Origin of the sequence: Pseudothioclava alba (genome assembly GCF_033100795.1) — a bacterium.
Lineage (GTDB): Bacteria > Pseudomonadota > Alphaproteobacteria > Rhodobacterales > Rhodobacteraceae > Pseudothioclava.
Map to the genome: position 1 here is coordinate 188,852 of NZ_JAWLVI010000004.1, position 23,000 is coordinate 211,851.

Below are 23,000 nucleotides of genomic sequence, written 5' to 3' on the forward strand. Positions count from 1 at the left end.
ATTTTCCGGTTCCGTTGCGTTCAGTGGACCACGGCTTCGCCCGAGGCGGCCATGATCTCTTCTTTCGAGACAGTGTGGTCAAAGACCGCAGAAATCTTCCCGCGATGCATCACGATGATCCGATGCGCGATCGAAAGGCACTCGCCCACCTCGGAGGTCGAATAAAGAACCGCCAGCCCTTTTTCCGCGGCCCCTTTGGCAAGCAGCTTGAACACCTCGGCCTTGGCACCGATGTCGATCCCGCGCGAGGGCTCATCCAGCAAAATCACATCAGGATGTGTCGCCAACATCTTGCCAATAACGACTTTTTGCTGGTTCCCCCCCGAAAGAGAGCCGATCATCGCACCGCCACCGTCGGTCTTGACGGTCACTTCGCGGATCGAGTTTTCCACGACCTGCGCCTCGGCTTTGGTCGAGGTAAAGAGCCCGCGCGTGAACGCGGCAATCGAGGCGAGCGACAGGTTCTGCCCCACTGTCATCGTCTGCACCAGGCCGTCGCGCTGGCGGTCTTCGGGGACCAGCACCAGCCCTTGCGCGATCCGCTCGGCAATCGAGAGATGCGAAACATCGCGCCCCATCAGACGCACAGCCCCGCCCGCAGCCCGGATACGTCCGGCCGCACATTCCATCATCTCGGTGCGCCCTGCCCCCATCAGCCCGTAAATGCAGACGATCTCGCCCGCGCGGACCTCCAGATCAAGGTGATCGACGGCCAGCCCATGCCCCGACGGATCGGCCACGCAAAGCTGCTCGATCGTCAGCGCAGGCGCGCCAAAGGTGGTCTCGGGGGGGCTGCCCAGATCGAAATGGTCGCCCACCATGTTGCGCACGATCCATTCCAGATCAATCTCGGCGCGCGGCGCATAGGCCGTCATCGCCCCGTCGCGCAGAACGACCGCGTGGTCGGTCACTTGCAGCGCCTCTTCCAGATGGTGCGAGATATAGACAATCGACACGCCCTTCGAGGTCAGATCGCGGATCACCTTGAACAGCACCTCGACCTCCGAGGCCGACAGTGCCGAGGTCGGCTCGTCCATGATCAGAATGCGCGATTTGGCCTGAAGCGCACGGGCGATCTCGACGATCTGCTGCTGACCAAGGCGCAATTCCTCGACCGGGGTCAGCGGGTCGATCTCTTCTTCAAGCTCGGCCATCAGCTCACGGGTAATCCGCTCTTCCTCGGCGAAATCGACACCGCCGCGCGTCATGATCTCGCGGCCCATAAAGATGTTGTCGCGCACGCTCAGGTTCGGGGCGAGCGACAATTCCTGATGGATAATCGAGATGCCCATCGCGCGGGCGTGGTTGGAGTTGTGAAAGATTACCGGCTGGCCATCGAGCAAAACCTCACCCGTCGTCGGTTGAATAACCCCAGATAAGACCTTCATAAGAGTGGATTTTCCAGCCCCATTCTCGCCGAACAGCGTGGTCACCTGCCCGCGATGGATATCGAAATTCACGCCCTTGAGCGCACGGGTCGCGCCATAGGTCTTTTCGACATGGCGCGCCGACATGACGACCTCGCCACCCTCTTGCGGAATAAAGGAGTTCGGGTGAAGCGTCATTGGACCTGCACCTCAACCGGCGTGATCAGCCACATTTTCGGATTGATCAGGCGAAAGACGCCGGTCACGGAAACCTGCTTGCCCTCAAGCGCAGCGCCGTCGATGCCATCCAGCACGGCCGCCTTCATCGCGCGGTTAATCCCCGCACCTGCGTCCTGATACTCGATCTGGTTCTTGAACTGGCCAAAGGCAATATCACCGGGCACGTCACGCAGATCGGTGCCATTGATCGCAGGACCGAACTGGACGCGCACCCGCACGCCTTCGACCCCTTCGGCGGCGACATCATGAATACCGCCCTTGCCCTTGCCGACAACACCATGCAGGCGCACCGCAAAAATCGGGCCGACACCACCCTCGGTGCCATGCGCCTTGATCGCGCTCGCCTTATCGCTGGCAATTTGCGCCACCAGCGCCCCCGCATCGGCGGCGCGGGTCAGAACATGCTTGCGGATACGCGGGAATTCCTGCGCGCCATAGCTGTCCGGCGAAAATGCCTGCTGGCGCAAATCCGCCTCAGAGCCGATCCGCACAACGGTCGTATCCAGCGCAATCGCCGCAACCACAGCCACACCGACCCCGCCAAGAACCAGCGACCGGCGGCTGATCCGCGGCTTGTTTCCGATAGTGACATTCGCAGCACTCATCGCGCATCCCTCCCAATTCCGCGCCCCTCCGGCGCCCGCCCCTCAGCGGAAAACACCCTTCATCGCCAACATCGGGCGACTCCGTGATGTTATATTTTGTGTGATATTGTTGTTTCATCGAAACACTGTCAATCGGCGTTTTTAGGATCACATATCACCCAAACACCCTGCAGCACGATTCAGAAACACATCACAAACCTTATCATCACAACGATTCGACATCGGGGGCAGAAGTGCATCTCTTCTTACACAAAACCAAATTATAATTAAATTATAATGGATTACCTGCTCCACCCAGATCGAAGACCTCCCACATACAGACCAACAAAACAGCCAACCCCCTCTCAACTCAGTGTATATGAAATTTTTTTCGCTTAAAGTAAAAAGTTGCACTCGACAGTGGAGATTTTTCCGATAATCTAACATAAACAGATCTACCGTTATTTTGAATTATCACAAAATAACATTATATCCGAAGGCGCCAACCGGCCCCAAGGAGGACATGCCATGCTCGCCCACCCCGAGCCATCCGCCCCCGCACGGGACATTATCATCGGCATTGATGCCGGCACCTCGGTCATCAAGGCCGTGGCGTTCAGCCGTGACGGGCAACAGATCGCGACCTCGGCGGTGCAAAACCGCTATGTAACGACCCCCGACGGGGCCGCGACGCAGGATATGGCGCGGACATGGGCCGATTGTGCGGCGGCGCTGCGCGGGCTTGGAGACAAGGTTGACGGGCTGGCCAAACGCACAGCGGCGCTTGGAGTTACAGCGCAGGGCGATGGCACCTGGCTGGTGGGGGCGAGTAATGCGCCCGTCTCGGATGCGTGGCTCTGGCTGGATGCGCGCGCGGCTGCGACAACGGCAGATTTGGCGGCTGGCCCACTTAATCGCGCGCGGTTCGAGGCGACTGGAACGGGTCTCAATACCTGCCAGCAGGGCGCGCAGCTTGCCTATATGGAGCGTCACTTCCCCGCACTTCTGGCGCAAAGCGAAACGGCGCTGCACTGCAAAGACTGGCTTTATCTGAACCTCACGGGCATCCGCGCGACCGACCCGTCAGAGGCAAGCTTCACCTTCGGCAACTTCCGCACCCGCGCCTATGACGATCTGGTGCTTGAGGCGCTTGGCCTGACGCATCGGCGCGCGCTCTTGCCGCAGATCATCGACGGCACCGAAACCACCCATCCGCTGACCGAGGCCGCCGCGCGCGAAACCGGCCTTCTAGCCGGAACGCCGGTCAGCCTTGGCTATGTGGATATGGTGATGACGGCGCTTGGCGCGGGGGTGCATACGGGCGATGCGGGGGCGGCGTGTTCGACCATCGGTTCAACCGGCGTGCATATGAAAGCGGTGCGCGATGACGCGATCCACCTGAATGACGCAGGCACGGGCTATGTGATCTGCCTGCCTGCTGCGCGGATGGTGACGCAGGTCCAGACCAATATGGCCGCGACGCTGAACATCGACTGGGTGCTGAACATGGCCGCCGATCTGCAGGCCGAGACTGGCCCCGCGCCAAATCACGCCGAGATGGTGCGCCGGATTGATGGCTGGATGGCGCGCTCGGACCCCGGACAGATCCTCTATCACCCCTATATCTCCGAGGCGGGCGAGCGCGGGCCAATGGTCAATGCCGCCGCGCGGGCGGGCTTTATCGGGCTGTCGGCGCATCACCGCTTCCCCGATCTTCTGCGCGCCGTCGTCGAAGGGCTGGGGCTGGCTGCGCGTGATTGCTATGGCGCAATGGGCGAAATGCCGACCGAATTGCGCCTGACGGGGGGCGCCGCACGATCAGAGGCCTTGCGCGGGGTTCTGGCGGCGGCGACCGGCGCGCCGGTGCGTGTGTCCGCACGCGAAGAAGCAGGCGCCGCAGGCTGCGCGATGATGGCGGCGGTGGCGATTGGTGCCTACCCCGACATGGACGCCTGCATCGCCGAATGGGTCACGCCGCTTCTGGGCGCACCCGAAGCCCCTGCCCCTGATTTGCAACGCATTTACGGCGGGATTTACCCCGCCTATGCCCGTGCGCGCGACGCGCTGGCCCCTGTCTGGTCCGATCTAGCCGCGCATCGCGCCGCCTCGGCCCGCACCCATCAGAACAAGTCGCCCGCCGCAGATCGCGCGGGCCTTTCGGAAGGAGAATAAGATGAGCCACACAGAGGTGGATCTCTTTGTCATCGGCGGCGGCATCAACGGCGCGGGGATTGCGCGCGATGCGGCGGGGCGCGGGCTTAAGGTGGTGCTGTGCGAAAAGGACGATCTGGCCGAGGGCACCTCGTCGCGCTCGGGCAAGCTTGTGCATGGCGGTCTACGCTATCTTGAATATTACGAGTTCCGCCTTGTGCGCGAAGCGCTGATCGAGCGCGAAGTGCTGATGAATGCGGCCCCGCATATCATCTGGCCGTTGCGCTTTGTGCTGCCCCATTCGCCCGACGACCGTCCGGCGTGGCTCGTGCGGTTGGGGCTGTTTCTTTACGACCATCTGGGTGGGCGCAAAAAGCTGCCGGGCACGCGGGTTCTGAACCTCTTGCGCGACCCCGAAGGCGCTCCGGTGTTGGACCGCTACACCCGCGGGTTCGAATATTCCGATTGCTGGGTCGATGACGCGCGCCTTGTGATCCTGAACGCGGTAGATGCCGCCGAGCGCGGCGCAGTCGTGCTGACGCGCAGCCCTTGCACCTCGGCGCGGCGCGAAAACGGCGGCTGGACCGTAACGACGACAAACACCGTGACGGGCGAGACCCAAACTTTCCGCGCCAAGGTTCTGGTTAATGCGGCAGGCCCGTGGGTCAGCGATGTGGTGACGCGGGTTGCCGGGTCGCAATCGCCCCGCAACGTGCGGCTTGTGAAAGGCTCGCATATCATCGTGCCGAAGTTCTGGGAGGGGGCGAACGCCTATCTTGTGCAGAACCACGACAAGCGGGTGATCTTTATCAACCCCTATGAGGGCGACAAGGCGCTGATCGGCACGACCGACATTTCCTACGAAGGCCGCGCCGAAGACGTGACCTGCGACGAGGAAGAAATTGCCTATCTGCTGGCGGCGGTGAACCGCTACTTTAAGGAAAAGCTGCGCCGCGAGGATGTGATCGAAAGCTTCTCGGGCGTGCGGCCCCTGTTCGATGACGGTCAGGGCAACCCCTCGGCGGTGACGCGCGACTATGTGTTCGATCTGGACGAAACCGGCAACGCACCGCTTCTGAACGTGTTTGGCGGCAAGATCACCACCTTCCGCGAACTGGCAGAGCGCGGCATGCACCGGCTTAAAAAGTTCTTCCCCGCGATGGGCGCGGATTGGACGCATGGCGCCCCCCTACCCGGTGGCGAGATCGAAAACGCCGATTACGAGGCGTTCCGCGAAACCATCAAAGCGCGTTACCCGTGGATGCCGCGCGAGCTGCGCAAACATTACGGGCGGCTTTACGGCGCGCGGATTGAACAGATCGTGGGTGATGCGCTGGGTCTTGACGGGCTGGGGCGGCACTTTGGCGGCACGCTTTACGAGGCCGAAGTGCGCTATCTGGTTGCGCATGAATGGGCCGAAACCGCCGAGGATATCCTTTGGCGGCGCACCAAGCATCGGCTGCATCTGAGCGAGCCCGAGCAAGCCGCCTTTGCCGAGTGGTTCGCGGCAACGCAGGCGAAGGCGGCATAAGATGGCGCTGACGCTTTCCTTGAACACCAACCCGCTGGTGAACCGCTTTGCCGATCCCGACGACCTGATCGAGACGGTCGCGCGCGATCTGCGCATCCGCGATTTGCAACTCACCCACGAGTTCATCAACCCAAGCTGGTCCGCGCCGGTTATCCGCCGCCTCACGCGGCAGATGGGGGCTGCTCTGGCGCGCACAGGGGTGCGGGTGACAAGTGGCATGACCGGGCCTTACGGGCGGCTGAACCACTTTGGCCACCCCGACCGCGATGTGCGCCGCTATTACCTTGACTGGTTCAAGACCTTCTCAGACATCACCGCCGATCTGGGTGGCTCCTCGGTCGGCACGCAGTTTGCGATTTTCACCTACCGCGACTTTGACGATCCGGCGCGGCGCGAGGAACTGACGCAGATCGCCATAGATTGCTGGGGCGAAGTGGCCGAGCACGCAAAGGCCGCAGGGCTGAAATATGTGTTCTGGGAGCCGATGTCGGTCGGGCGCGAGTTCGGCGAGACGATCTCGGCATGCATGGCTCTGCAAGACCGCCTGAGCGCAGCAAATATGGCCGTGCCGATGTGGATGATGGCCGACATCGACCACGGCGATGTAACCAGCGAAAACCCCGACGATTTCGACCCTTACGCCTGGGCGCGCGCGGTGCCGAAGGTCAGCCCGATCATCCATATCAAGCAATCTCTGATGGACAAGGGCGGCCACCGCCCCTTCACCGCCGAGTTCAACGCCAAGGGCCGCATCCAGCCCGAACCACTGCTGGCGGCCTTCAACGAGGGCGGAGCACAGGACAACGAAATTTGTCTTGAGCTGTCCTTCAAAGAGCGCGACCCGAACGACCGGCAGGTCATCGCACAAATCGCGGAAAGCATCGCCTTCTGGGCGCCGCATATCGACAGCGGGGCCGGAGACCTCCTCCTCTGACCCCTCTCCCCGGCCCATCGTTCAGGCCGGGGTTCACTCGTGGCTTGCGTTTTTAGCGGGCCGATCTAAAACGTGATCGTTCTCAGGGCGGGGTGAAATTCCCCACCGGCGGTGATAGCCCGCGAGCGCCTGCCATCGGCAGGGTCAGCAGATCCGGTGAAATTCCGGGGCCGACGGTATAGTCCGGATGGAAGAGAATGGTCAAAGACGGGTCAAGGCCCGCCTTTTTGGCCGTTTGTCGCCTTGGGGCCATTTGTAAACGCAAAGGAATGGTTCCATGACCAAGACTCTCAAGATCGCCTTCATCAAGGCACGCTGGCACGCCGAGATCGTCGATCGCGCGCTGGAAGGTTTCGAAAACGATATGGATGTTGACGGGCGCGCCTATACGCTGGCCGCCTTTGATGTGCCCGGCGCTTTCGAAATGCCGCTTCTGGCGAAAAAGCTTGCACAAAGCGGGAATTACGATGCCATTGTCTGTGCAGCGCTGGTGGTCGATGGCGGGATTTACCGTCACGATTTCGTTGCCGCCGCCGTGGTGGACGGGCTGATGCAGGCGCAGATGGACACGGGCGTTCCGGTCTATTCCGTCTCGCTGACGCCGCACCACTTCCAGCCGACCGAGGAACATAAGCAATTCTACTGGCGGCATTTCGTGAAAAAGGGCGCCGAGGCCGCGCAAGCGGTGCGTATGGTCGCGGATCTGGAGGTATAAGCCAAGATGACCGAGGGTGAAGATAGTCTCGCGACGCGCGCAGCCTGGCTGCATTATGTGGGCGGCATGACCCAGTCAGCCGTCGCCAAGCGGCTTGGCGTGCCCTCGGTCAAGGCCCACCGGCTGATCGCGAAAGCGGTGGCCGAGGGGAAGGTCAAGGTCTCGATTGAGGGCGACATCGTCGAATGTGTGCGGCTTGAGGCCGAACTGGTCAGCCGCTTTGGCCTGCGCCATTGCGAGGTTGCACCGGATCTGGGCGAAGAAGGCTTGCCTTATCGCGCACTTGCGCTGGCGGGCGCGGGCTTTCTGCGTCGCCAGTTCGAGGCGGGCGAGCATAAGACCATCGGCCTTGGCCACGGCAGCACGCTGGCCGAAACCACCCGCGCGCTGCCCAAGATGGATGCGACGGGGCTGCGGTTTGTCTCTCTGTTGGGGGGGCTCACGCGGAATTTCTCGGCCAACCCGCATGACGTCATGCACCGGATCGCGGAAAAGACCGGCGCGCGGGCCTATGTGATGCCGGTGCCGTTTTTCGCCAATACCGTCGAGGATCGCGAGGTTCTGCTCGCGCAGCGCGGCGTGGACGAGGTGTTCCGCATGGCCGAGGCCGCGACGCTGAAGATCGTCGGCATAGGCACGGTGGATGTGGGCGCGCAGCTTGTGTCCTCGGGGATGATCGAACCCGCCGAGATCGACGAGATCGCCGCCCTTGGCGCGGTGGGCGAGATGCTGGGCTATTTCTATGATGCCGAGGGCCGCGTGCTGGATACGGCGCTGTCGGCGCGCACGATTGCCGTCACGCATGACCACGCCCCCGAAGAAGAGGTCATCGCCATCGCGGGCGGACCGCGCAAGGCGGCCGCGATCCGTGCGGTGCTACGCTCGGGGCGGATTTCGGGGCTGATTACCGACGAGGCCACAGCGCGCAACCTGCTGGAAACAAAGTAAAAGGGGCCAGAGAAGGCCCCTTTTCTGATCAAAGGATCGTCTGGCCCGTCGCGGCCCAGTCTTTCGCGAATTGATCCAGCCCCTTGTCGGTCAGCACATGGCTGGCGAGCGATTTAATCACCGCAGGCGGGATCGTCGCAACATCGGCACCGGCAAGGGCTGCCTCTTTCACATGGTTGATCGAGCGCACCGAAGCCGCCAGAATTTCGGTCTGGAAATCGTAATTGTCGTAGATAGTGCGGATGTCCTGGATCAGCTCCATCCCGTCGAGGTTCAGGTCATCCAGCCGCCCGACGAAGGGCGAAATGAACGTCGCGCCCGCCTTGGCTGCCAAAAGCGCCTGAACCGGCGTAAAGCACAATGTCACATTCGTCTTGATACCCTTGTCCGAGAAGTGGCGGCACGCCTTCAGCCCGTCCAGCGTCAGCGGCAGCTTGATCACCACGTTGGATGCGATTTTGGCCAGATGTTCGCCCTCGGCCACCATCTGCGCATACTCCATCGAGGCAACCTCGGCCGAAACCGGCCCTTCGACCTCGGCACAGATTTCAGCAATTACCTCTTTGAAATCACGACCGGATTTCGCAATCAGCGAAGGGTTCGTCGTGACCCCGTCCAAAAGCCCGAGCGTGTTCAGCTCGCGAATGTCCCCGATAATCGCGGTATCGACAAAAAACTTCATCCCTCTTCTCCTTTCATGCCCAAGGCGCCTTGGCGCGGGCGGTGTGTGGTGGTCCGGCACAGGCGAGTCCCTCTGCGTATCGTGTTAGCGCCCTCCCCGAAGCTTCACAAGCGTAAATCACAAAATCACATAATGACTGTTGCAAACATCAAGGGTGATGTTATGCATGAGACCGGTTAAGACCGACTCGAGACCCATTCGAGGAGGCGAGGACATGAAACGAGACGAACGCAGACAGCTGATCATGGACCTTCTGGTCGAACAGGGCGCGGTAGAGCTTGAGGCACTGGCCGACCGCTTTGGCGTCTCGAAGATGACCATCCACCGCGACCTTGATGACCTTGAGGCCGAGGGGCTGCTGCGCAAGATCCGCGGCGGTGCCACCATCGAGGCCGGCACCCAGTTCGAAAGCGATTTCCGCTTCCGCGAACGCCAAGGCCCCGATGTAAAGGCCCGCATGGCGCAAACCGCGCTGGATTTCATCGAGCCGGGCATGACCGTCATGCTGAACGATGGCTCCACCGCCGCTTTCGTCGGCACCATGCTGCGCCACAAGCGCCCGCTGACGATCATCACCAACAACGATGCGGTGATCGGCGCCCTGAAATCCGAGCCGGGCATCACGGTGATCGCGCTTGGCGGGCGCTATTCGTCAAAATACAACGCCTGGGTTGGCCGCGTGACCGAGGATGCGCTGGCCCATCTGCGCGCCGATCTGGCGATTATCTCGACCCCCGCGGTTTCGGGCACACAGACCTTTCACATGGACGACGACATCGTGCGCGTGAAGCGGCGGATGATGGATGGCGCGCAACGCTCGATCCTGCTGATCAACCACGCGCGGTTCGACCGCACCGCCCTGCACCTGTTGGCGGACCTGTCCGAATTCGACGCGATTATCACTGATGAACAGCCCTCCGACACGGCGCGCGATGCGCTGGCGCGGGCCGGGTTGACCCTCACTCTGGCACAGGAGGCCCACTGACATGACACCCCGTTTCTGGATCGGCACCAGCTGGAAAATGAACAAGACCCTGGCCGAGGCGACCCGCTTTGCCTCTGCCCTTGCCGCAAGCGACGCGGTGCGCGATCCGGCGATTCAGCGCTTTGTCATCCCGCCCTTTACGGCGGTGCGCGAGGTGAAATCGATGCTGAAAGGCACCTCCGTCAAGGTCGGCGCGCAGAACATGCATTGGGATGATGCGGGCGCCTGGACCGGCGAGGTTTCGCCCCTGATGCTGAAAGATTGCGATCTGGATATCGTCGAGCTTGGCCATTCGGAGCGGCGCGAATTCTTTGGCGAAACCGATGAGACGGTCGGCCTGAAAACCGAAGCCGCGGTGCGCCACGGGCTTATCCCGCTGATCTGTATCGGCGAAACGCTGGCCGAGCGCGAAGCGGGCCGCGCGACCGAGGTTCTGGCCGCGCAGGTGCGTGGCGCCCTTGGACGCCTGTCGGAGGCGCAAAAGCATGCCCCCGTTCTGCTGGCCTATGAACCGGTCTGGGCGATCGGCGTGAATGGCATCCCCGCGACCTCGGACTATGCTGACGCCCGCCACGCCGAGATCATCGCCACCGCCACCGAAGTCATGGGGCGCCCCCTGCCCTGTCTGTATGGCGGCTCGGTCAATCCGGCCAATTGCGAAGAGCTGATTGCCTGCCCGCATATCGACGGGTTGTTCATCGGGCGCTCCGCATGGGAGCCCGAAGGCTACCTTGATATTCTCTCGCGCTGCTCGGCCGCCATCAAAGGCACCGCGTGACGCACGCACTGACCACCACGCCCGATACAGGCGTGACCGCCCCTTGGAGGACCAAATGAAGATTGCCCTTGCCGGAGACAGCGCAGGCGAAGCGCTTGCCAAACTTCTTGCCGAGTATCTGTCTGATAAACATGACGTTTCCGAAATTTCGCAAACCGCTGAAGGCCCCGACGCCTTTTATGCGAATATCTCGGACCGGGTCGCCAGCGCCGTCATGGCGGGCGAATATGACCGCGCGATCCTTGTCTGCGGCACCGGCATCGGCGTGTGCATTGCAGCCAACAAAGTGCCGGGCATCCGTGCCGCACTGACCCATGACACCTATTCGGCCGAGCGCGCGGCGCTGTCGAATAACGCGCAGATCATCACCATGGGCGCGCGCGTTATCGGCCCCGAAGTCGCCAAAACCATCGTCGACGCCTTCCTGCGCGAGACATTTGACCAGAACGGGCGCTCGGCAAGCAATGTCGCCGCTATCGACGCGGTCGACCAGAAATACCACGGCTAAGAACCGGCGGAGGGCCCCTCAGGGCCGAACGGTGTCCTCCGGCGTTGCACCCCGCTGCGGCTTCGCGGCGGGGTGCGAAATTATAGCGACACCAGAAACGCAACCGTCGCCAGCGCCATCGACACCCCAACCGGCATCTTGCCCCGCGCCTGCACGCTTGCCCACTCACGGCGCTGGCTTACGCGCTGCACGATCAGCATCGCCCCGCCCGTTCGTTTTCTGAGGTTGGCCCCTATGAGCCTGTGGGTGATTATAGCCCCCTCGGCACAAGCAACCAATGCGGGAAACCCGGTGAAATCGGCTCGCCTGTCGCTTTTATGTGGAGAACTTCGATTTTTTCGGTCACTCGGAGGGTGCGGCACGTCACGGCGCCGCCCCTACCCTGAGGGGCTTCTTCCAGATCATTGGTAAGACATAGAAATTCCGAAATGCGTTGCGGCTATTTATCGGGCCAGAGACGCATCAGGTTTTCCCACGCCCGAGAAACATCAGATTTCCCGTGCGCGAAGAACCTAAGGAGCGGGCCCTCTGAACCGGCACCCCCAGAGAACTGACAGACGTCACAGACAGCGGCTCACTGCGCCTTTTCCCCGCACCCCCAACCACACTCCCTTCTTCGGAGTCTCCCCGCCGGAGGCGGTAACTCGGGACGCGGAGGAGCGGCCCGAATATCGGCAATGGGATGCGCCAGCGTCTCATGCCGAATGGCGCGCAGGCCCAAAGCCGCCGCCCACGCGCCTCAACTCTGGACACTCCTGTTAAATGTCGCGATCCATCTGAACGCTTGGCCTTGATGCCAAAGAAAAGGCCGCTCATCCGTGGGGATGGCGGCCAGAGGCGGGGCACGGCAGGAGCCGCCCTTACGCGTCGGACTTCGCGTCACGCTCCATGATCCATTCGACGGCCGGGTCGGGGATGAAGCGCCAGTTGCGGCGGGGGCCGGCCATGACGTTGAGGTAATACATCTCAAAGCCGTAGGGCGCGCCGCAGGGGTGGTGACCGCGCGGGACCAGCACGACCTCGCCGTCATGCACTGCCATCGTCTCATCAAGCGAGCCATCCTCGGTGTAGACCCGCTGGATGCCAAAGCCGTCGCGCGGGTTCAGGCGGTGGTAATAGGTCTCTTCGAGATAGGTGATGCGCGGGAAATCGTCTTCGTCGTGGCGGTGGCTCGGATAGCTCGACCAGTGGCCCGCGGGGGTGAAGACCTCGGTCACGAGAAGGCTGTCGCAGTAGTCCTCACCCTCCATCGCGATATTGTTGATGTGGCGCGTGTTGGTGCCTTTGCCGCGCTGCGTCAGCGTGATCCCGTCCGGTCCGATCCGGCGCGCCGGATGCCCACCGTGCCCCGGAGCCGCACAGACGGCGATGGTGCAATCGGTCTCGGCCACGGCGGCCCAGTCCTGATCGTTCGGGACGTAAAGGCAATGCGGCGGGGTCTTTTCAAACACATCCATCCGCTCGCCCAAGGCGCCCCAATCCTGGCCTGCGGCCGTAATCTGCGCCTTGCCCTCGACCATAACAAGGATCACCTCGTTGCTGCCCGTGGCTTCGGCCGCAGTTTCGCCCGCGCGCAGCCGATACAGCGAGAAGCCCACATAGCGCCAGCCTGCGCTTACAGGCGTAATCTCGTGCACCTTGCCATGCGAGCCAAACGGTTTGCGAAGAAGATTGGTCATCTTTTACCCTCTCAGTTCAACAGGCGCTGCTACGCGATTTGTGTAATGTTTTGCTCAAAGCGGGTTCGCTTTTTGCCTTTGGCGTAGGCGATGGCGGCGTGGCCCATCGTCTGCTCGTTCTGGCCGCGCCAGGTCGGAAAGGTATCGCGATAGGCATGCAGCGCCTCGCCGATCCCCGCCACGTTGCCGTGGCCGAAGATCGCCCAGATACCCTCGATAAAGCGCTCAAGTTTTTGTTCGCCTACCGCTTCGCTACTTGAGGCGGCGGGGGTCATTTGCACCGACAGCCATTTGACCATCGCCTGCGCCGCTGTCAGCCGGAGTGTATTGCCCATTCCCGTCATCCTTATTCCGCAGCCACGGCTTGCGCTTTGGCCCGCGCTGCATCCCAAATCCCGCAGAGCCGGTCATAGCGACGTGCCATCTCGGCCACGGCCTCGGCGTCCGACAGATCGCCCTCGAACCAGGCCCGTGCGACCGAGCCGAAGATCGTGCGGCCCACCGCAAAGCCCTTGACCAGCGGGAAGCCCGCCGCGACCGCAAAGCTTGCGGCCAGCTCGTCTTCCGGCGCATCCAGACCCAGCACCACGATGCCACGGGCACGGTGGGGGGGGGCGCAAAAGCTCACCCGCAACCGCCCAAATGTTCACCGATGAGCATGCAGCGATAGTAATGGTGCGCTTCGCAGCTCACCAAAGCGTCCAATGCAGATATTGAATGCCCTTCCATTTGGGCGGTCGATAGGGAAGAGGCGGCCTACTTTGGCAGGTAGCCGTTTTCTTTCAGATAGGTAGTCAGCAGCTTTTCTATCAGAGAGGTTAGAGACCTCTGGTCATCAGCCGCGGCCTTATCAGCGACCTCCTTGAGGCTCGGTGTGATACGCAGGTTGATTTGCGTGCTTTTGAGTTCTTTTGCCATTTTGTATATACAATCGCTTTACATCTTAAATTCAATCGTATATACATCACATATACACCGCAAGCGGCTCTAATCAGCGGTTGCAACGCCGACTAGAGCCTCACCACCACCTGATCTACAGAGGAGATCTGATTATGGCTGAACAGAGCAGTATCACCCTTGCTGGCGGCATCAAAGCGCCTGCGCGGCGCGTGGACGAGGCGCCGATCGGGTCAATGTGCTGCATTTCATGTCCGCCAACCTGCCCTTGCTGGGCGACGCAACTCCGGGGCGGACGGCCCGCGCGGTGGACAGGCTGATCACGCTCACGCTTGCGCGGGTTTTACAGCTGTCCGGGCAACGGGGCGACAGTCAGCCAAGGTGCCGCGCGTGGACATCGGTCGTGTGATGCGGCCGGAGCTTGCGGTAATGCTCGCGCTCGACGCGGATGCAGCGGAAGTCATTCATCCGCTCCATCGCCTCGGCGCCATTGCGCCCGCGATTGCCGCCGAGCATCATGTCGGTCCAGAGCGTGCAGCACAGGAGCCGGGTGCGGCCGAGGATGATCTCGTGCTGCTGCACAAAGCGGGCGCCCATCCCCTGCGCGATGGCCTCGAGCTTGTCCTCGCGGTCGAGCCGCCCGTCGTAATAGTCGTGGTTGCCCGGAAAGATGCAGACCTTCGAAAGATTGATGTGTTGGCCGATGCTTGCCAGCGCATATTTCCAGCGCACATGGGCCTTGTTGCTCAGGTCGCCCGCGATCAGCAGAAGATCAACCCCCGAGAAATCCGCGTTCGCCAACGGGTCCTTTCCGGCCTCTTGCCAGAAGTCGTGATGCAGATCCGCGAGGATCAGGATTTTTGGCATCGTGCGGGGCCTCTCCGGTTCCGCACTTAGCGGGACCGTCAGAAAACCGGAGACCGCCGGCAAAGGCAAGGTGTCGTCACGAACCGCAATTCGGCCTTTGGCACCGCCGAGCCATCACGGCTTTCTCATGCCCTGCTGAACGAAAGTCCCTTGGCACTCCAGCAACCAAGAGACCGGCAGTTCGCTTCACGCCAGAGAGAGGCGGCCAAAACGACATTCGCCCGCACCGGCCTCGGTTCGGGCGACACGTGATTTCAATGGCTTATAGAATTTTACCCGATTCCGGGGGAACCCGGCCCTATTTAAGCGCGACTTTCGCCCGAACTGCGTCCTGCGGCACTAAACCCAGATCTCGGGAAGAACTTAGCCTTCCACGGGAAAAACTTAGGTGACTTTAACAGGCTTAGTGCGTCCAGTTCGCACGGCGGCCCGAGGCGAAGTTCTCGCCGTAGCCCATCGGGCGGATGTTTGCCTTACGCTTGTGACCTTCGGTCACGACGTAATCTAGACCGTTCTCTTTGGCATAAGCCTCGGCGGCCTCGCGGCTTTCGAACTTCAGGCGGATCTGCGACTGGGTATCGCCCGAGCTGGTCCAGCCCATCAGCGGGTCGATCTCGCGCGCTTCGGCCTGAGCAAAATCAAGATACCAGAGCTTGGTTTTCGCCTGACCGGACTGCATCGCGTTACGGGCCGGTTGATAGATGCGAGCGCGCATGGGTCGTCCTCCTGAAAGTCCCGCCTTTTCTAGTGGATCATCGCGAAAGCGCAAGTCCCCATTGCCTGCCTGCGGCGATTGCGCCCGCAAATAAAGGGGTGGCTGCCGACCGGGCGGGGGAGCGAGGGGTGGGGTGGGTGCGCCGGTCGGCAGCCCTATGCTGCTTGCCCGAACAATATAGGAACAACCTCACTCTTTGCGCAACAGAAAGAATCCATAACCAACTGACTTAAAATATAAAATTTTCACCATAGATTCATTTTCCATTAACTTCCCCTGCCCCCTTGAAAGAGAACGAAAAGAGATCAACTATACCGGCAACGAAAGGCTGGCAGGATGCCCCACAACAACACCAACGCCCCGTCCGAGCGCCCCGATGTTCTGACCCGCCCCAAGCTTGAGGGCGGAAAACGCTTTGTTTTGAAAACGGAATTTTCGCCTGCAGGCGATCAACCGACGGCGATTGCGGAACTGACAGGCGGGATTTCTTCGGGCGAGCGCGACCAAGTTTTGCTGGGGGCAACCGGCACGGGCAAGACGTTCACCATGGCCAAGGTCATCGAGGAAACGCAACGCCCCGCGATCATTCTGGCCCCGAACAAGACCCTCGCCGCCCAGCTATATGGCGAGTTCAAAGGCTTTTTCCCCGATAACGCGGTCGAGTATTTCGTTTCCTACTACGACTATTACCAGCCCGAAGCCTATGTCGCGCGCACCGACACCTATATCGAGAAAGAATCGCAGATCAACGAACAGATCGACCGGATGCGCCACTCGGCCACCCGTGCGCTGTTGGAGCGCGACGATGTGATCATCGTGGCCTCGGTGTCATGCATCTACGGTATCGGCAGCGTCGAGACCTATTCGGCGATGACGCAGGATTTGCGGGTAGGCGATCTGCTGGAGCAGCGCAAATTCCTGTCGGAGCTGGTCGCACAGCAATACAAGCGCCTTGATGCGGCGTTCCAGCGCGGCTCGTTCCGCGTGAAGGGCGACACGGTAGACCTGTGGCCCGCCCACCTTGAGGATCGCGCCTGGCGGTTTTCGTTCTTTGGCGAGGAACTGGAGGCGATCACCGAATTCGACCCGCTGACAGGCAAAAAGACCGACAGCTTCGAGGTGATCCGTATCTATGCGAACTCGCACTACGTCACCCCGCGCCCGACGCTCCAGCAAGCGATCAAGGGGATCAAGGTCGAGCTGCAGCACCGGCTGAAGCAGTTGAATGACGAGGGAAAACTGCTTGAGGCCCAACGCCTTGAGCAGCGCACGAACTTTGACCTCGAGATGCTGGAAGCCACGGGCGTGTGCAACGGGATCGAGAATTATTCGCGCTATCTGACGGGGCGCGCGCCAGGCGAGCCGCCGCCCACGCTTTTTGAATTCATTCCAGATCAGGCTATTGTTTTCGCAGACGAATCCCACGTCACAGTGCCGCAGATCGGCGGCATGTATCGGGGCGACTATCGGCGCAAATCGGTGCTGGCCGAGCATGGCTTCCGCCTGCCCTCTTGCACTGACAACCGCCCGCTGAAATTCGAGGAATGGGACGCGATGCGGCCGCAGTCGGTCTTTGTCTCGGCCACCCCCGCCGCGTGGGAGATGGAACAGGCTGGCGGTGTCTTCGCAGAACAGGTGATCCGCCCGACCGGCCTTCTGGACCCTGTGGTCGAGATCCGCCCGGTCGAGACACAGGTCGATGACCTGCTCGACGAAATCCGTATCGTCGCCGCCAAGGGGCTGCGGGTGCTGGTCACGACGCTCACCAAACGCATGGCCGAAGACCTGACCGAATATCTGCACGAACAGGGCATCCGCGTGCGCTACATGCACTCGGACATCGACACGATCGAGCGGATAGAGATTTTGCGCGACCTGCGGCTTGGCGCGTTTGACGTGCTGATCGGCATCAACCTGCTGCGCGAAGGTCTGGATATTCCCGAATGCGGGCTGGTGGCGATTCTCGATGCCGACAAAGAGGGCTTCCTGCGCTCGGAAACCTCGCTGATCCAGACCATCGGGCGCGCCGCACGCAACGCCGACGGGCGGGTCATCATGTATGCCGACAGGATTACCGGCTCGATGGAGCGTGCCCTCGCCGAGACCAACCGCCGCCGCGCCAAGCAAATCGCCTATAACGAGGAACACGGCATCACGCCGCAAACCGTGCGCAAGAATATCGAGGATGTTCTGGCGGGCCTCTATAAAGGCGACACCGACATGGCGCGCGTCACCGCCAAGGTTGAAAAGCCGCTGGTCGGCAGCAATCTGGCCAGCCACCTTGACGCGCTGCGCACCACGATGCGCAAGGCCGCCGAGAACCTTGAATTCGAAGAAGCCGCTCGCCTTCGGGATGAAATCAAACGCCTTGAGGCGGTTGAGCTTGCGGTGGCTGATGACCCGCTTGCCCGTCAGTCCGCCATCGACAGCGCCGCCGAGGCAGCGGTTGCCGCGCGCGGACGCTCGACCGCCGGACGACCGGGGCAGCGGGGCGGTTTCAAGAAAAGACGCTAATCAAACCCTTGTCATTCTTCGACAATCGGACTAAACGCCCCGCTCTGATCGGAATCGGGCGTGGCGTCATGCGAGTTCCTCTACCGGTTTAGAATCGTTCTGACGATTTTTTTCTTCTGCCCGAACTTCCTTGATCTGCGTCAAAGCGTCGCACAATCCTACCGCTATTTTAGCATTCCGAGACTCACGGAGACGCACAATGCAACCGAATCTGTTTGCCGCGAGTAACAAGTGTCCTGTTTTGTCCAAGGCTTCCAGCGGGAGCCGCGATTACCTGATAAAACACGCGCGCATGCGGCGTTTCGAGCGGGGGGAGTCTATCTTCCTGCACGAGGACGAGGCGGCGAATTGTTATGTGCTCGTGAACGGTTGGGTCAAACTTTACCGGATCATGCCCTCGGGCGCCGAGGCGGTGATGCGGATGCATACATCCGGCGAGACCATCGGTTTCGCCGATGCGCTGCGCGGCGGCACCTATCAGACCGGCGCGGATGCGGCCTCGGAATGTATCGCGCTTGAGGTTCCGGCGGCCGCGATCCGCGCGACGATCGCGAAAGACCCCGAGTTCGGAGCCATCATGCTGACCAACAGCTTCGAGCAGATCGACGCGCTCTCCGAGCAGATCGAGACGCTAAAATGCCTGTCGGGGATGCAGCGCGTGGCGGCTTTCCTGCTGCAACACGCACGCAAGCGTCAGGAACGCCTGATCGTAAGTCTGCCCTATGAAAAGGGGTTGATGGCGGCCTATCTTGGGATCAAACCCGAAAGCCTGTCGCGCGCCTTGTCCAAGCTGAAAGCTTTTGGGGTCAAATCCTTTGATGACGGGCTGGAGATCACCGATCCGGACGCGATCCACGAGTTGATCCACTCCACCATGAACGAGTTGCGCAAAGGAGCGTGATCGCGGCACCCTGAATTCCTCGCACGACCGGCGCGCAATTACGCGTGAGACTCCGTTCGCCCAAAGGCATCTCGGCCAACCAATAAGACAACCCTGACTTGCGTCAAATCAACGCATTGCATCGCGCGTTGAGATACTATTTTCAAAAATTCTTTAGGCGCGCCGAATGAATCGATTGAACCAGACGCTATTTTTTACGCACCCGAAGGGACGCACATTTTCTGTGCTGATTTCAGAGTGCCTTTTGGGCGAGACCGGCCTGCTTGACTACATGTGGGAAGCTCACCCCAGCGACATTGCCGCGGACGACACGGGGTCAGCGGCAGGGCTGGTATGCCAATCGCTTGTGCCGACGCCGAGCGGGTCTCTTCAGCAGGCACTCGATCTGATCTGGGTTCCACGCGAACAGCTTGTGGAATTTGCCAGCAATCCTCCCTCGCCCGCGCTGTGCGAAACGCTTGTCCGGCGCGCGCGGGCGCATCGCTCCGAGGCTTGCCCGAACGGGCATCAGGTCTTCGCCAGCGTCCTTTTGCCAATCGGCACCACACTCGAGATGCTGGCGCAAACGGCAGACGGCACGCCGCTCAAATTGCGCGGGGCGCTGCAAACACGCGCCGCCCCCGCCAAAGGCTGGAGCCTGCGCGCCTTTGCCGCCACCCCCACGGCACTCGCCCGCTAGCTGCCGGCCTAGAAATCGGCCATCACCTCATACATGACCGGTTCGAAATGGCGGCAGAGCTGCCCGATTTTGCGGTTACGCTCGATCATCTCGGGGGTGCGCAGCATCGCCTGATAGTCGCCGCGCTTTTCCCATTTCGAATAGTTCGCAATCCGCGTCTGCGCATCGTTCATATGCAGCCCTGCGCCAAGGAAACCGGGCTGGCGGCTGATACAATTATCATAGGCATCTTGCAGCGCCTCCATCAGCTCGCTCGCGGTAGCTGGTGTCATCTCGAAGGTGCAAATCACCGTCTGCCCGTTGAAATCTTTGGAAATTTCCGTCATCTGGATGTCCTCCTTTCCCCCATGCTCGCACAGCCGGGCGGAAAATCAAGACCCGCCATGCGGCGAAGGCAACAGTCTGCGACAAAACCTCCTCGCAAGGGTGCAAAATCCCGCTTTATCCTCGCACAAAGCGGGATTCCGCGCTAAAGACTCGGCAAAGTATTATGGGGGTGCGCTGTGACTGGTGGACATTTCGGAAAAATCAGCATTCTGGCCGTGATGGCGGGGCTTGGTCTGGCGGCAAGCGCATCGTCCGAGCCGACCACCGGCTATTCCTTCGGCAGCTTCGGCGCCCCGGGCCTGATCGACATGCCAACAGCCGAAACCCGCCCCGCCGGCGAGTTTTCCGCAACCGTCGCCGCACGGCAGGGTGACAGCCGCGCCGCGTTCAACTTCCAGATCGCGCCGAGCCTGTCGGGCACGCTGCGATTCTCGGAGAGCGAGGATCTGGGCACGGGCGGCAGCAAACTCAAGGACCGCAGCTTCGACCTGCACTGGCAAGTGTTCGAAGAGGCTGGCTGGCGCCCCGCGATCGCATTGGGCCTGCGTGACATTGTGGGCGACAGCGGCCAAAGCAGCGAATACCTTGTGGCGACGAAAACCTTGACCCCCCGCCTGCGCGCCAGCGTCGGGCTTGGCTGGGGGCGGCTTGGTTCTGAGGGCGGTTCGGGCGGCACCCGCCCTGCCCCGTCGGGCGATGGCGGCTTTAACGCGGATCAGTGGTTCCGTGGCCCTGTGGCGCCCTTCGCGGGGCTTTCTTTTGCGGCGAATGACCGCCTGACGCTCAAGGCCGAGATCAGTTCGGACGCCTACACGACCGAGGTTGGCAACGGGTTCGAACGGAAAACCTCGCTCAATTTCGGCGCGGATTACAAGGTAAACAAGGCGGTTTCGCTTGGCGCCTATCTACTGCACGGCTCTGAAATCGGGCTTCAGGCAACCATCGCGATGGACCCGCGTGACCCGCCGGCGCCCTCGGGTCTGGAGAAGGCGCCGCTGCCAGTGCGCCCGCGTGCCGCCGCAGCAAGCGGCTGGTCGGGCGCATGGAGCGCCGATCCGACCGCCCGCCCCGCGATCCAGAAGGCGCTAGGCGACGCGCTGAAATCCGACGGCCAGATCCTTGAGGCGATGAAGCTGACCACGACCGGCGTCGAAATTCGTCTGCGCAACGAAACCTATAACGCGCGCCCGCAGGCGATCGGCCATGCCGCGCGGATGCTGACCCGCGCGATGCCCGCCAGCGTCGAGAATTTCACCATCACACTGGTCGAAAAGGGTATGCCGGTTTCCTCGACCCGACTGCGCCGCTCGGACATCGAGGCGATGGAGAACGGTCCCGCGCATGAGTTGCTGGCGCGCACTGAAATCACCGAGGCGGGCCTTGGCAGTGACGGGTTCACAGCTGCCACGGCAGTTTATCCGCGCGTCAAATACGCCTTCTCACCCTATCTGGAGCTGTCCAGCCACGAGCCCGGCCAATCGCTGCGCGCCGACGCGGGGCTTCAGGCGAAGGCCCAGATCGAGCTGACGCCGGGGCTATTGCTCTCGGGGACAGTGCGTCAGAAGCTTGTCGGCAACATCGCGGATGGCAGCTATAGCGCGTCGGGCACCTCGCCCGCGATCGTGCGCTCGGACATCAACACCTACAAATCGAACTCGGATCTGGCGGTGCAGAACCTGACGCTGGCCTGGTATGCCCGCCCGGCCGAGAACCTCTATTCGCGCGTGACGGTCGGCTATCTGGAACGCATGTATGGCGGTATCTCGGGTGAGTTGCTGTGGAAGCCCGTCGACTCGCGCCTCGCCCTTGGCGCCGAGATCGACTATGTGAAAAAGCGCGATTACGAGCAGCATTTCTCGTTTGCCGATTACGAAACCGTCAGCGGGCACCTGTCGGCCTATTACGATTTTGGTGAAGGCATCACCGGCCAGCTTGATCTGGGCCGCTACCTTGCCGAAGACTGGGGCGCGACCATCGCGGTCGATCGCGAACTGGCAAACGGCTGGAAGGTCGGCGCCTTTGCGACGCTCACCGATATGTCTTCGGCCGAGTTCGGCAACGGCGCGTTTGACAAGGGCATCCGCCTCTCGATCCCGCTGAGCTGGGCCATCGGGCAACCGTCTCTGGCCACCTTCAACCAGACGCTGCGGCCCTACTCGGGCGACGGCGGCGCGCGGGTCGACGTAGACGGGCGGCTTTACGACACCATCCGCTCGGGCCATATCGGCGAGCTTTACCAGAACTGGGGGCGCGTGTGGCGATGAGCCGCGCGCTCGCTCTGGCCGCCCTGACGGCGCTCTCGCTGGCGGCGTGCAGCCGTGACAGCGCCGAGATCGGCGCGAAATCCGGCGCCGGCCCGGCCAAGGGAACGCTGTCCAGGATGCTGCCCTTTGGCAAGCCGACACCTGCTCAACCCGCCAGCGCTGAGCAGATCGCGGCATCCGCGCTGCAATCCATCGAGGGGCCGGTGCTGCTGGCGCAGTTCGATAATGGCGCAACGGTTATCTTTGCCGAACGCGGGCGCAATGGCGAGATGCGGACCTATCTTTCGCCCGACGGACGCTCGCTATCTCTGCGGGGCGGGATGATTGCCGCAACACGCGGTTTCGGGCGCGACGTTATGTCCTCCGACGCCACCCAAAGCGCGGCTCTTGTCAGCGCGCGGCAAGGCGGCACCGTGCCCCGCGTTCAGTATTATCTTGACGGCGACGGGCGCGAGCGCCCCTATCCGATGACCTGCACAATCACGCCCACTGAGCCTGTCACCCAAGGCACAGGCGACCAAAGCCTGACCGTTACGCCGGTGACAGAGCTTTGCGAACCAGCCCAGGCCCAGAACAGCTATATGGTGAACGAGGCGGGCCAGATCATCGCATCGCGCCAGTGGATCGGGCCGCGCATGGGCTATCTGACGATCACGGCTTTGCGCGACTAAGACCCGCGTGCCTCTCTTTCATACACAAAGAAAAAGACCGGAAAGCAAACGCTTTCCGGTCTC

The 23,000-nt window shown here is 61.7% G+C and carries 21 protein-coding genes, 2 pseudogenes and 1 riboswitch; of the genes and pseudogenes, 13 read left to right on the forward strand and 10 right to left on the reverse strand.

Annotated features, from left to right (window positions below; translation table 11 throughout):
• Window positions 1–20: 20 nt before the first annotated feature.
• Both RYZ20_RS10970 and RYZ20_RS10975 read right to left on the reverse strand, forming a co-directional pair.
• Window positions 21–1,565, reverse strand: coding sequence for a sugar ABC transporter ATP-binding protein (locus tag RYZ20_RS10970; protein WP_317673404.1), 1,545 nt, complete (start codon window positions 1,563–1,565; stop codon window positions 21–23).
• Complete coding sequence (locus RYZ20_RS10975; RefSeq protein ID WP_317673406.1) at window positions 1,562–2,212, reverse strand: DUF2291 family protein; 651 nt, start codon at window positions 2,210–2,212, stop codon at window positions 1,562–1,564. The genes RYZ20_RS10970 and RYZ20_RS10975 overlap by 4 nt, the downstream gene beginning before the upstream one ends.
• 507 nt (window positions 2,213–2,719) lie before the next feature.
• Here RYZ20_RS10975 and RYZ20_RS10980 point away from each other — a divergent pair.
• The 5 genes from RYZ20_RS10980 (at window position 2,720) to RYZ20_RS11000 (ending at window position 8,470) form a co-directional block, all read left to right on the forward strand.
• Window positions 2,720–4,363 (forward strand): FGGY family carbohydrate kinase, encoded by a 1,644-nt coding sequence (locus tag RYZ20_RS10980; RefSeq protein WP_317673408.1) that lies wholly within the window; start codon window positions 2,720–2,722, stop codon window positions 4,361–4,363.
• A gap of 1 nt (window position 4,364) precedes the next feature.
• Complete coding sequence (locus tag RYZ20_RS10985; RefSeq protein ID WP_317673410.1) at window positions 4,365–5,873, forward strand: glycerol-3-phosphate dehydrogenase; 1,509 nt, start codon at window positions 4,365–4,367, stop codon at window positions 5,871–5,873.
• Between the two features lies 1 nt (window position 5,874).
• Window positions 5,875–6,807, forward strand: a complete 933-nt coding sequence (locus RYZ20_RS10990) for a sugar phosphate isomerase/epimerase family protein (protein WP_317673412.1) — start codon at window positions 5,875–5,877, stop codon at window positions 6,805–6,807.
• Between the two features lie 74 nt (window positions 6,808–6,881).
• Window positions 6,882–7,010, forward strand: a riboswitch (FMN riboswitch).
• A 74-nt stretch (window positions 7,011–7,084) separates the two neighbouring features.
• Complete coding sequence (locus tag RYZ20_RS10995) at window positions 7,085–7,522, forward strand: 6,7-dimethyl-8-ribityllumazine synthase (protein WP_317673414.1); 438 nt, start codon at window positions 7,085–7,087, stop codon at window positions 7,520–7,522.
• 6 nt (window positions 7,523–7,528) lie between these two features.
• The gene (locus RYZ20_RS11000) at window positions 7,529–8,470 is read left to right on the forward strand and encodes a sugar-binding transcriptional regulator (RefSeq protein ID WP_317673416.1); all 942 of its coding nucleotides are present in this window, start codon (window positions 7,529–7,531) and stop codon (window positions 8,468–8,470) included.
• 28 nt (window positions 8,471–8,498) lie between these two features.
• Here the strand turns inward: RYZ20_RS11000 and fsa are convergent, their stop codons facing one another.
• Window positions 8,499–9,152 carry a fructose-6-phosphate aldolase gene (gene fsa / locus RYZ20_RS11005; protein ID WP_317673418.1) on the reverse strand — a complete coding sequence of 218 codons (654 nt, stop codon included), beginning with the start codon at window positions 9,150–9,152 and terminating at the stop codon, window positions 8,499–8,501.
• 214 nt (window positions 9,153–9,366) lie between these two features.
• Between fsa and RYZ20_RS11010 the strand changes: the two genes are divergently transcribed.
• From RYZ20_RS11010 to derI, 3 genes are read left to right on the forward strand one after another with little or no spacing between them, the layout of a single operon-like run.
• Window positions 9,367–10,137: a DeoR/GlpR family DNA-binding transcription regulator gene (locus tag RYZ20_RS11010; RefSeq protein WP_317673419.1), complete on the forward strand. Its 771-nt coding sequence runs from the start codon at window positions 9,367–9,369 to the stop codon at window positions 10,135–10,137.
• 1 nt (window position 10,138) lies between these two features.
• The gene (locus RYZ20_RS11015) at window positions 10,139–10,915 is read left to right on the forward strand and encodes a triose-phosphate isomerase (RefSeq protein ID WP_317673420.1); all 777 of its coding nucleotides are present in this window, start codon (window positions 10,139–10,141) and stop codon (window positions 10,913–10,915) included.
• A 55-nt stretch (window positions 10,916–10,970) separates the two neighbouring features.
• Entirely contained in the window at window positions 10,971–11,423 is a 453-nt protein-coding gene (gene derI, locus RYZ20_RS11020) for a D-erythrulose-4-phosphate isomerase (RefSeq protein ID WP_317673421.1), read from the forward strand.
• 860 nt (window positions 11,424–12,283) lie between these two features.
• On the opposite strand, the gene iolB is transcribed toward derI, so the two are convergent.
• The 6 genes and pseudogenes from iolB to RYZ20_RS11050 all read right to left on the reverse strand — a co-directional run bounded on the left by iolB (window position 12,284) and on the right by RYZ20_RS11050 (window position 15,581).
• On the reverse strand, window positions 12,284–13,102 hold the full coding sequence (gene iolB, locus RYZ20_RS11025; protein ID WP_317673422.1) for a 5-deoxy-glucuronate isomerase: 819 nt from the start codon (window positions 13,100–13,102) through the stop codon (window positions 12,284–12,286).
• 65 nt (window positions 13,103–13,167) lie between these two features.
• Window positions 13,168–13,437: pseudogene (locus RYZ20_RS11030) on the reverse strand (hypothetical protein); the annotation flags it as partial.
• Window positions 13,438–13,448: 11 nt separating this feature from the next.
• A pseudogene (locus tag RYZ20_RS11035) lies at window positions 13,449–13,703 on the reverse strand (2-deoxy-5-keto-D-gluconate 6-phosphate aldolase domain-containing protein); the annotation flags it as partial.
• A 155-nt stretch (window positions 13,704–13,858) separates the two neighbouring features.
• Window positions 13,859–14,020, reverse strand: a complete 162-nt coding sequence (locus RYZ20_RS11040) for a type II toxin-antitoxin system antitoxin (RefSeq protein ID WP_317673423.1) — start codon at window positions 14,018–14,020, stop codon at window positions 13,859–13,861.
• A 351-nt stretch (window positions 14,021–14,371) separates the two neighbouring features.
• On the reverse strand, window positions 14,372–14,866 hold the full coding sequence (locus tag RYZ20_RS11045; protein ID WP_317673424.1) for a metallophosphoesterase: 495 nt from the start codon (window positions 14,864–14,866) through the stop codon (window positions 14,372–14,374).
• Window positions 14,867–15,269: 403 nt separating this feature from the next.
• The gene (locus RYZ20_RS11050) at window positions 15,270–15,581 is read right to left on the reverse strand and encodes an ETC complex I subunit (RefSeq protein ID WP_317673425.1); all 312 of its coding nucleotides are present in this window, start codon (window positions 15,579–15,581) and stop codon (window positions 15,270–15,272) included.
• A 336-nt stretch (window positions 15,582–15,917) separates the two neighbouring features.
• On the opposite strand from RYZ20_RS11050, the gene uvrB reads away from it, so the two are divergent.
• The 3 genes from uvrB to RYZ20_RS11065 all read left to right on the forward strand — a co-directional run bounded on the left by uvrB (window position 15,918) and on the right by RYZ20_RS11065 (window position 19,675).
• Window positions 15,918–18,095 (forward strand): excinuclease ABC subunit UvrB, encoded by a 2,178-nt coding sequence (gene uvrB, locus RYZ20_RS11055; protein WP_317673426.1) that lies wholly within the window; start codon window positions 15,918–15,920, stop codon window positions 18,093–18,095.
• 292 nt (window positions 18,096–18,387) lie between these two features.
• Window positions 18,388–18,996: a Crp/Fnr family transcriptional regulator gene (locus tag RYZ20_RS11060; RefSeq protein ID WP_317673427.1), complete on the forward strand. Its 609-nt coding sequence runs from the start codon at window positions 18,388–18,390 to the stop codon at window positions 18,994–18,996.
• A gap of 223 nt (window positions 18,997–19,219) precedes the next feature.
• Window positions 19,220–19,675, forward strand: a complete 456-nt coding sequence (locus tag RYZ20_RS11065) for a hypothetical protein (protein WP_317673428.1) — start codon at window positions 19,220–19,222, stop codon at window positions 19,673–19,675.
• 8 nt (window positions 19,676–19,683) lie between these two features.
• Here the strand turns inward: RYZ20_RS11065 and RYZ20_RS11070 are convergent, their stop codons facing one another.
• Complete coding sequence (locus RYZ20_RS11070; protein ID WP_317673429.1) at window positions 19,684–20,001, reverse strand: antibiotic biosynthesis monooxygenase family protein; 318 nt, start codon at window positions 19,999–20,001, stop codon at window positions 19,684–19,686.
• A gap of 177 nt (window positions 20,002–20,178) precedes the next feature.
• Between RYZ20_RS11070 and RYZ20_RS11075 the strand changes: the two genes are divergently transcribed.
• Window positions 20,179–22,266, forward strand: a complete 2,088-nt coding sequence (locus RYZ20_RS11075) for a YjbH domain-containing protein (RefSeq protein ID WP_317673430.1) — start codon at window positions 20,179–20,181, stop codon at window positions 22,264–22,266.
• The gene (locus tag RYZ20_RS11080; RefSeq protein ID WP_317673431.1) at window positions 22,263–22,937 is read left to right on the forward strand and encodes a YjbF family lipoprotein; all 675 of its coding nucleotides are present in this window, start codon (window positions 22,263–22,265) and stop codon (window positions 22,935–22,937) included. Before RYZ20_RS11075 ends, RYZ20_RS11080 begins: the two co-directional genes overlap by 4 nt.
• Window positions 22,938–23,000 lie beyond the last annotated feature (63 nt).

Excerpts from the sequence above, each read along its gene's own strand:
- RYZ20_RS10970 (WP_317673404.1), bottom strand. The coding sequence starts at position 1,565 with ATGACGCTTCACCCGAACTCCTTTATTCCGCAAGAGGGTGGCGAGGTC.
- RYZ20_RS10975 (WP_317673406.1), bottom strand. The coding sequence starts at position 2,212 with ATGAGTGCTGCGAATGTCACTATCGGAAACAAGCCGCGGATCAGCCGC.
- RYZ20_RS10980 (WP_317673408.1), top strand. The coding sequence starts at position 2,720 with ATGCTCGCCCACCCCGAGCCATCCGCCCCCGCACGGGACATTATCATC.
- RYZ20_RS10985 (WP_317673410.1), top strand. The coding sequence starts at position 4,365 with ATGAGCCACACAGAGGTGGATCTCTTTGTCATCGGCGGCGGCATCAAC.
- RYZ20_RS10990 (WP_317673412.1), top strand. The coding sequence starts at position 5,875 with ATGGCGCTGACGCTTTCCTTGAACACCAACCCGCTGGTGAACCGCTTT.
- RYZ20_RS10995 (WP_317673414.1), top strand. The coding sequence starts at position 7,085 with ATGACCAAGACTCTCAAGATCGCCTTCATCAAGGCACGCTGGCACGCC.
- RYZ20_RS11000 (WP_317673416.1), top strand. The coding sequence starts at position 7,529 with ATGACCGAGGGTGAAGATAGTCTCGCGACGCGCGCAGCCTGGCTGCAT.
- fsa (WP_317673418.1), bottom strand. The coding sequence starts at position 9,152 with ATGAAGTTTTTTGTCGATACCGCGATTATCGGGGACATTCGCGAGCTG.
- RYZ20_RS11010 (WP_317673419.1), top strand. The coding sequence starts at position 9,367 with ATGAAACGAGACGAACGCAGACAGCTGATCATGGACCTTCTGGTCGAA.
- RYZ20_RS11015 (WP_317673420.1), top strand. The coding sequence starts at position 10,139 with ATGACACCCCGTTTCTGGATCGGCACCAGCTGGAAAATGAACAAGACC.
- derI (WP_317673421.1), top strand. The coding sequence starts at position 10,971 with ATGAAGATTGCCCTTGCCGGAGACAGCGCAGGCGAAGCGCTTGCCAAA.
- iolB (WP_317673422.1), bottom strand. The coding sequence starts at position 13,102 with ATGACCAATCTTCTTCGCAAACCGTTTGGCTCGCATGGCAAGGTGCAC.
- RYZ20_RS11040 (WP_317673423.1), bottom strand. The coding sequence starts at position 14,020 with ATGGCAAAAGAACTCAAAAGCACGCAAATCAACCTGCGTATCACACCG.
- RYZ20_RS11045 (WP_317673424.1), bottom strand. The coding sequence starts at position 14,866 with ATGCCAAAAATCCTGATCCTCGCGGATCTGCATCACGACTTCTGGCAA.
- RYZ20_RS11050 (WP_317673425.1), bottom strand. The coding sequence starts at position 15,581 with ATGCGCGCTCGCATCTATCAACCGGCCCGTAACGCGATGCAGTCCGGT.
- uvrB (WP_317673426.1), top strand. The coding sequence starts at position 15,918 with ATGCCCCACAACAACACCAACGCCCCGTCCGAGCGCCCCGATGTTCTG.
- RYZ20_RS11060 (WP_317673427.1), top strand. The coding sequence starts at position 18,388 with ATGCGGCGTTTCGAGCGGGGGGAGTCTATCTTCCTGCACGAGGACGAG.
- RYZ20_RS11070 (WP_317673429.1), bottom strand. The coding sequence starts at position 20,001 with ATGACGGAAATTTCCAAAGATTTCAACGGGCAGACGGTGATTTGCACC.
- RYZ20_RS11080 (WP_317673431.1), top strand. The coding sequence starts at position 22,263 with ATGAGCCGCGCGCTCGCTCTGGCCGCCCTGACGGCGCTCTCGCTGGCG.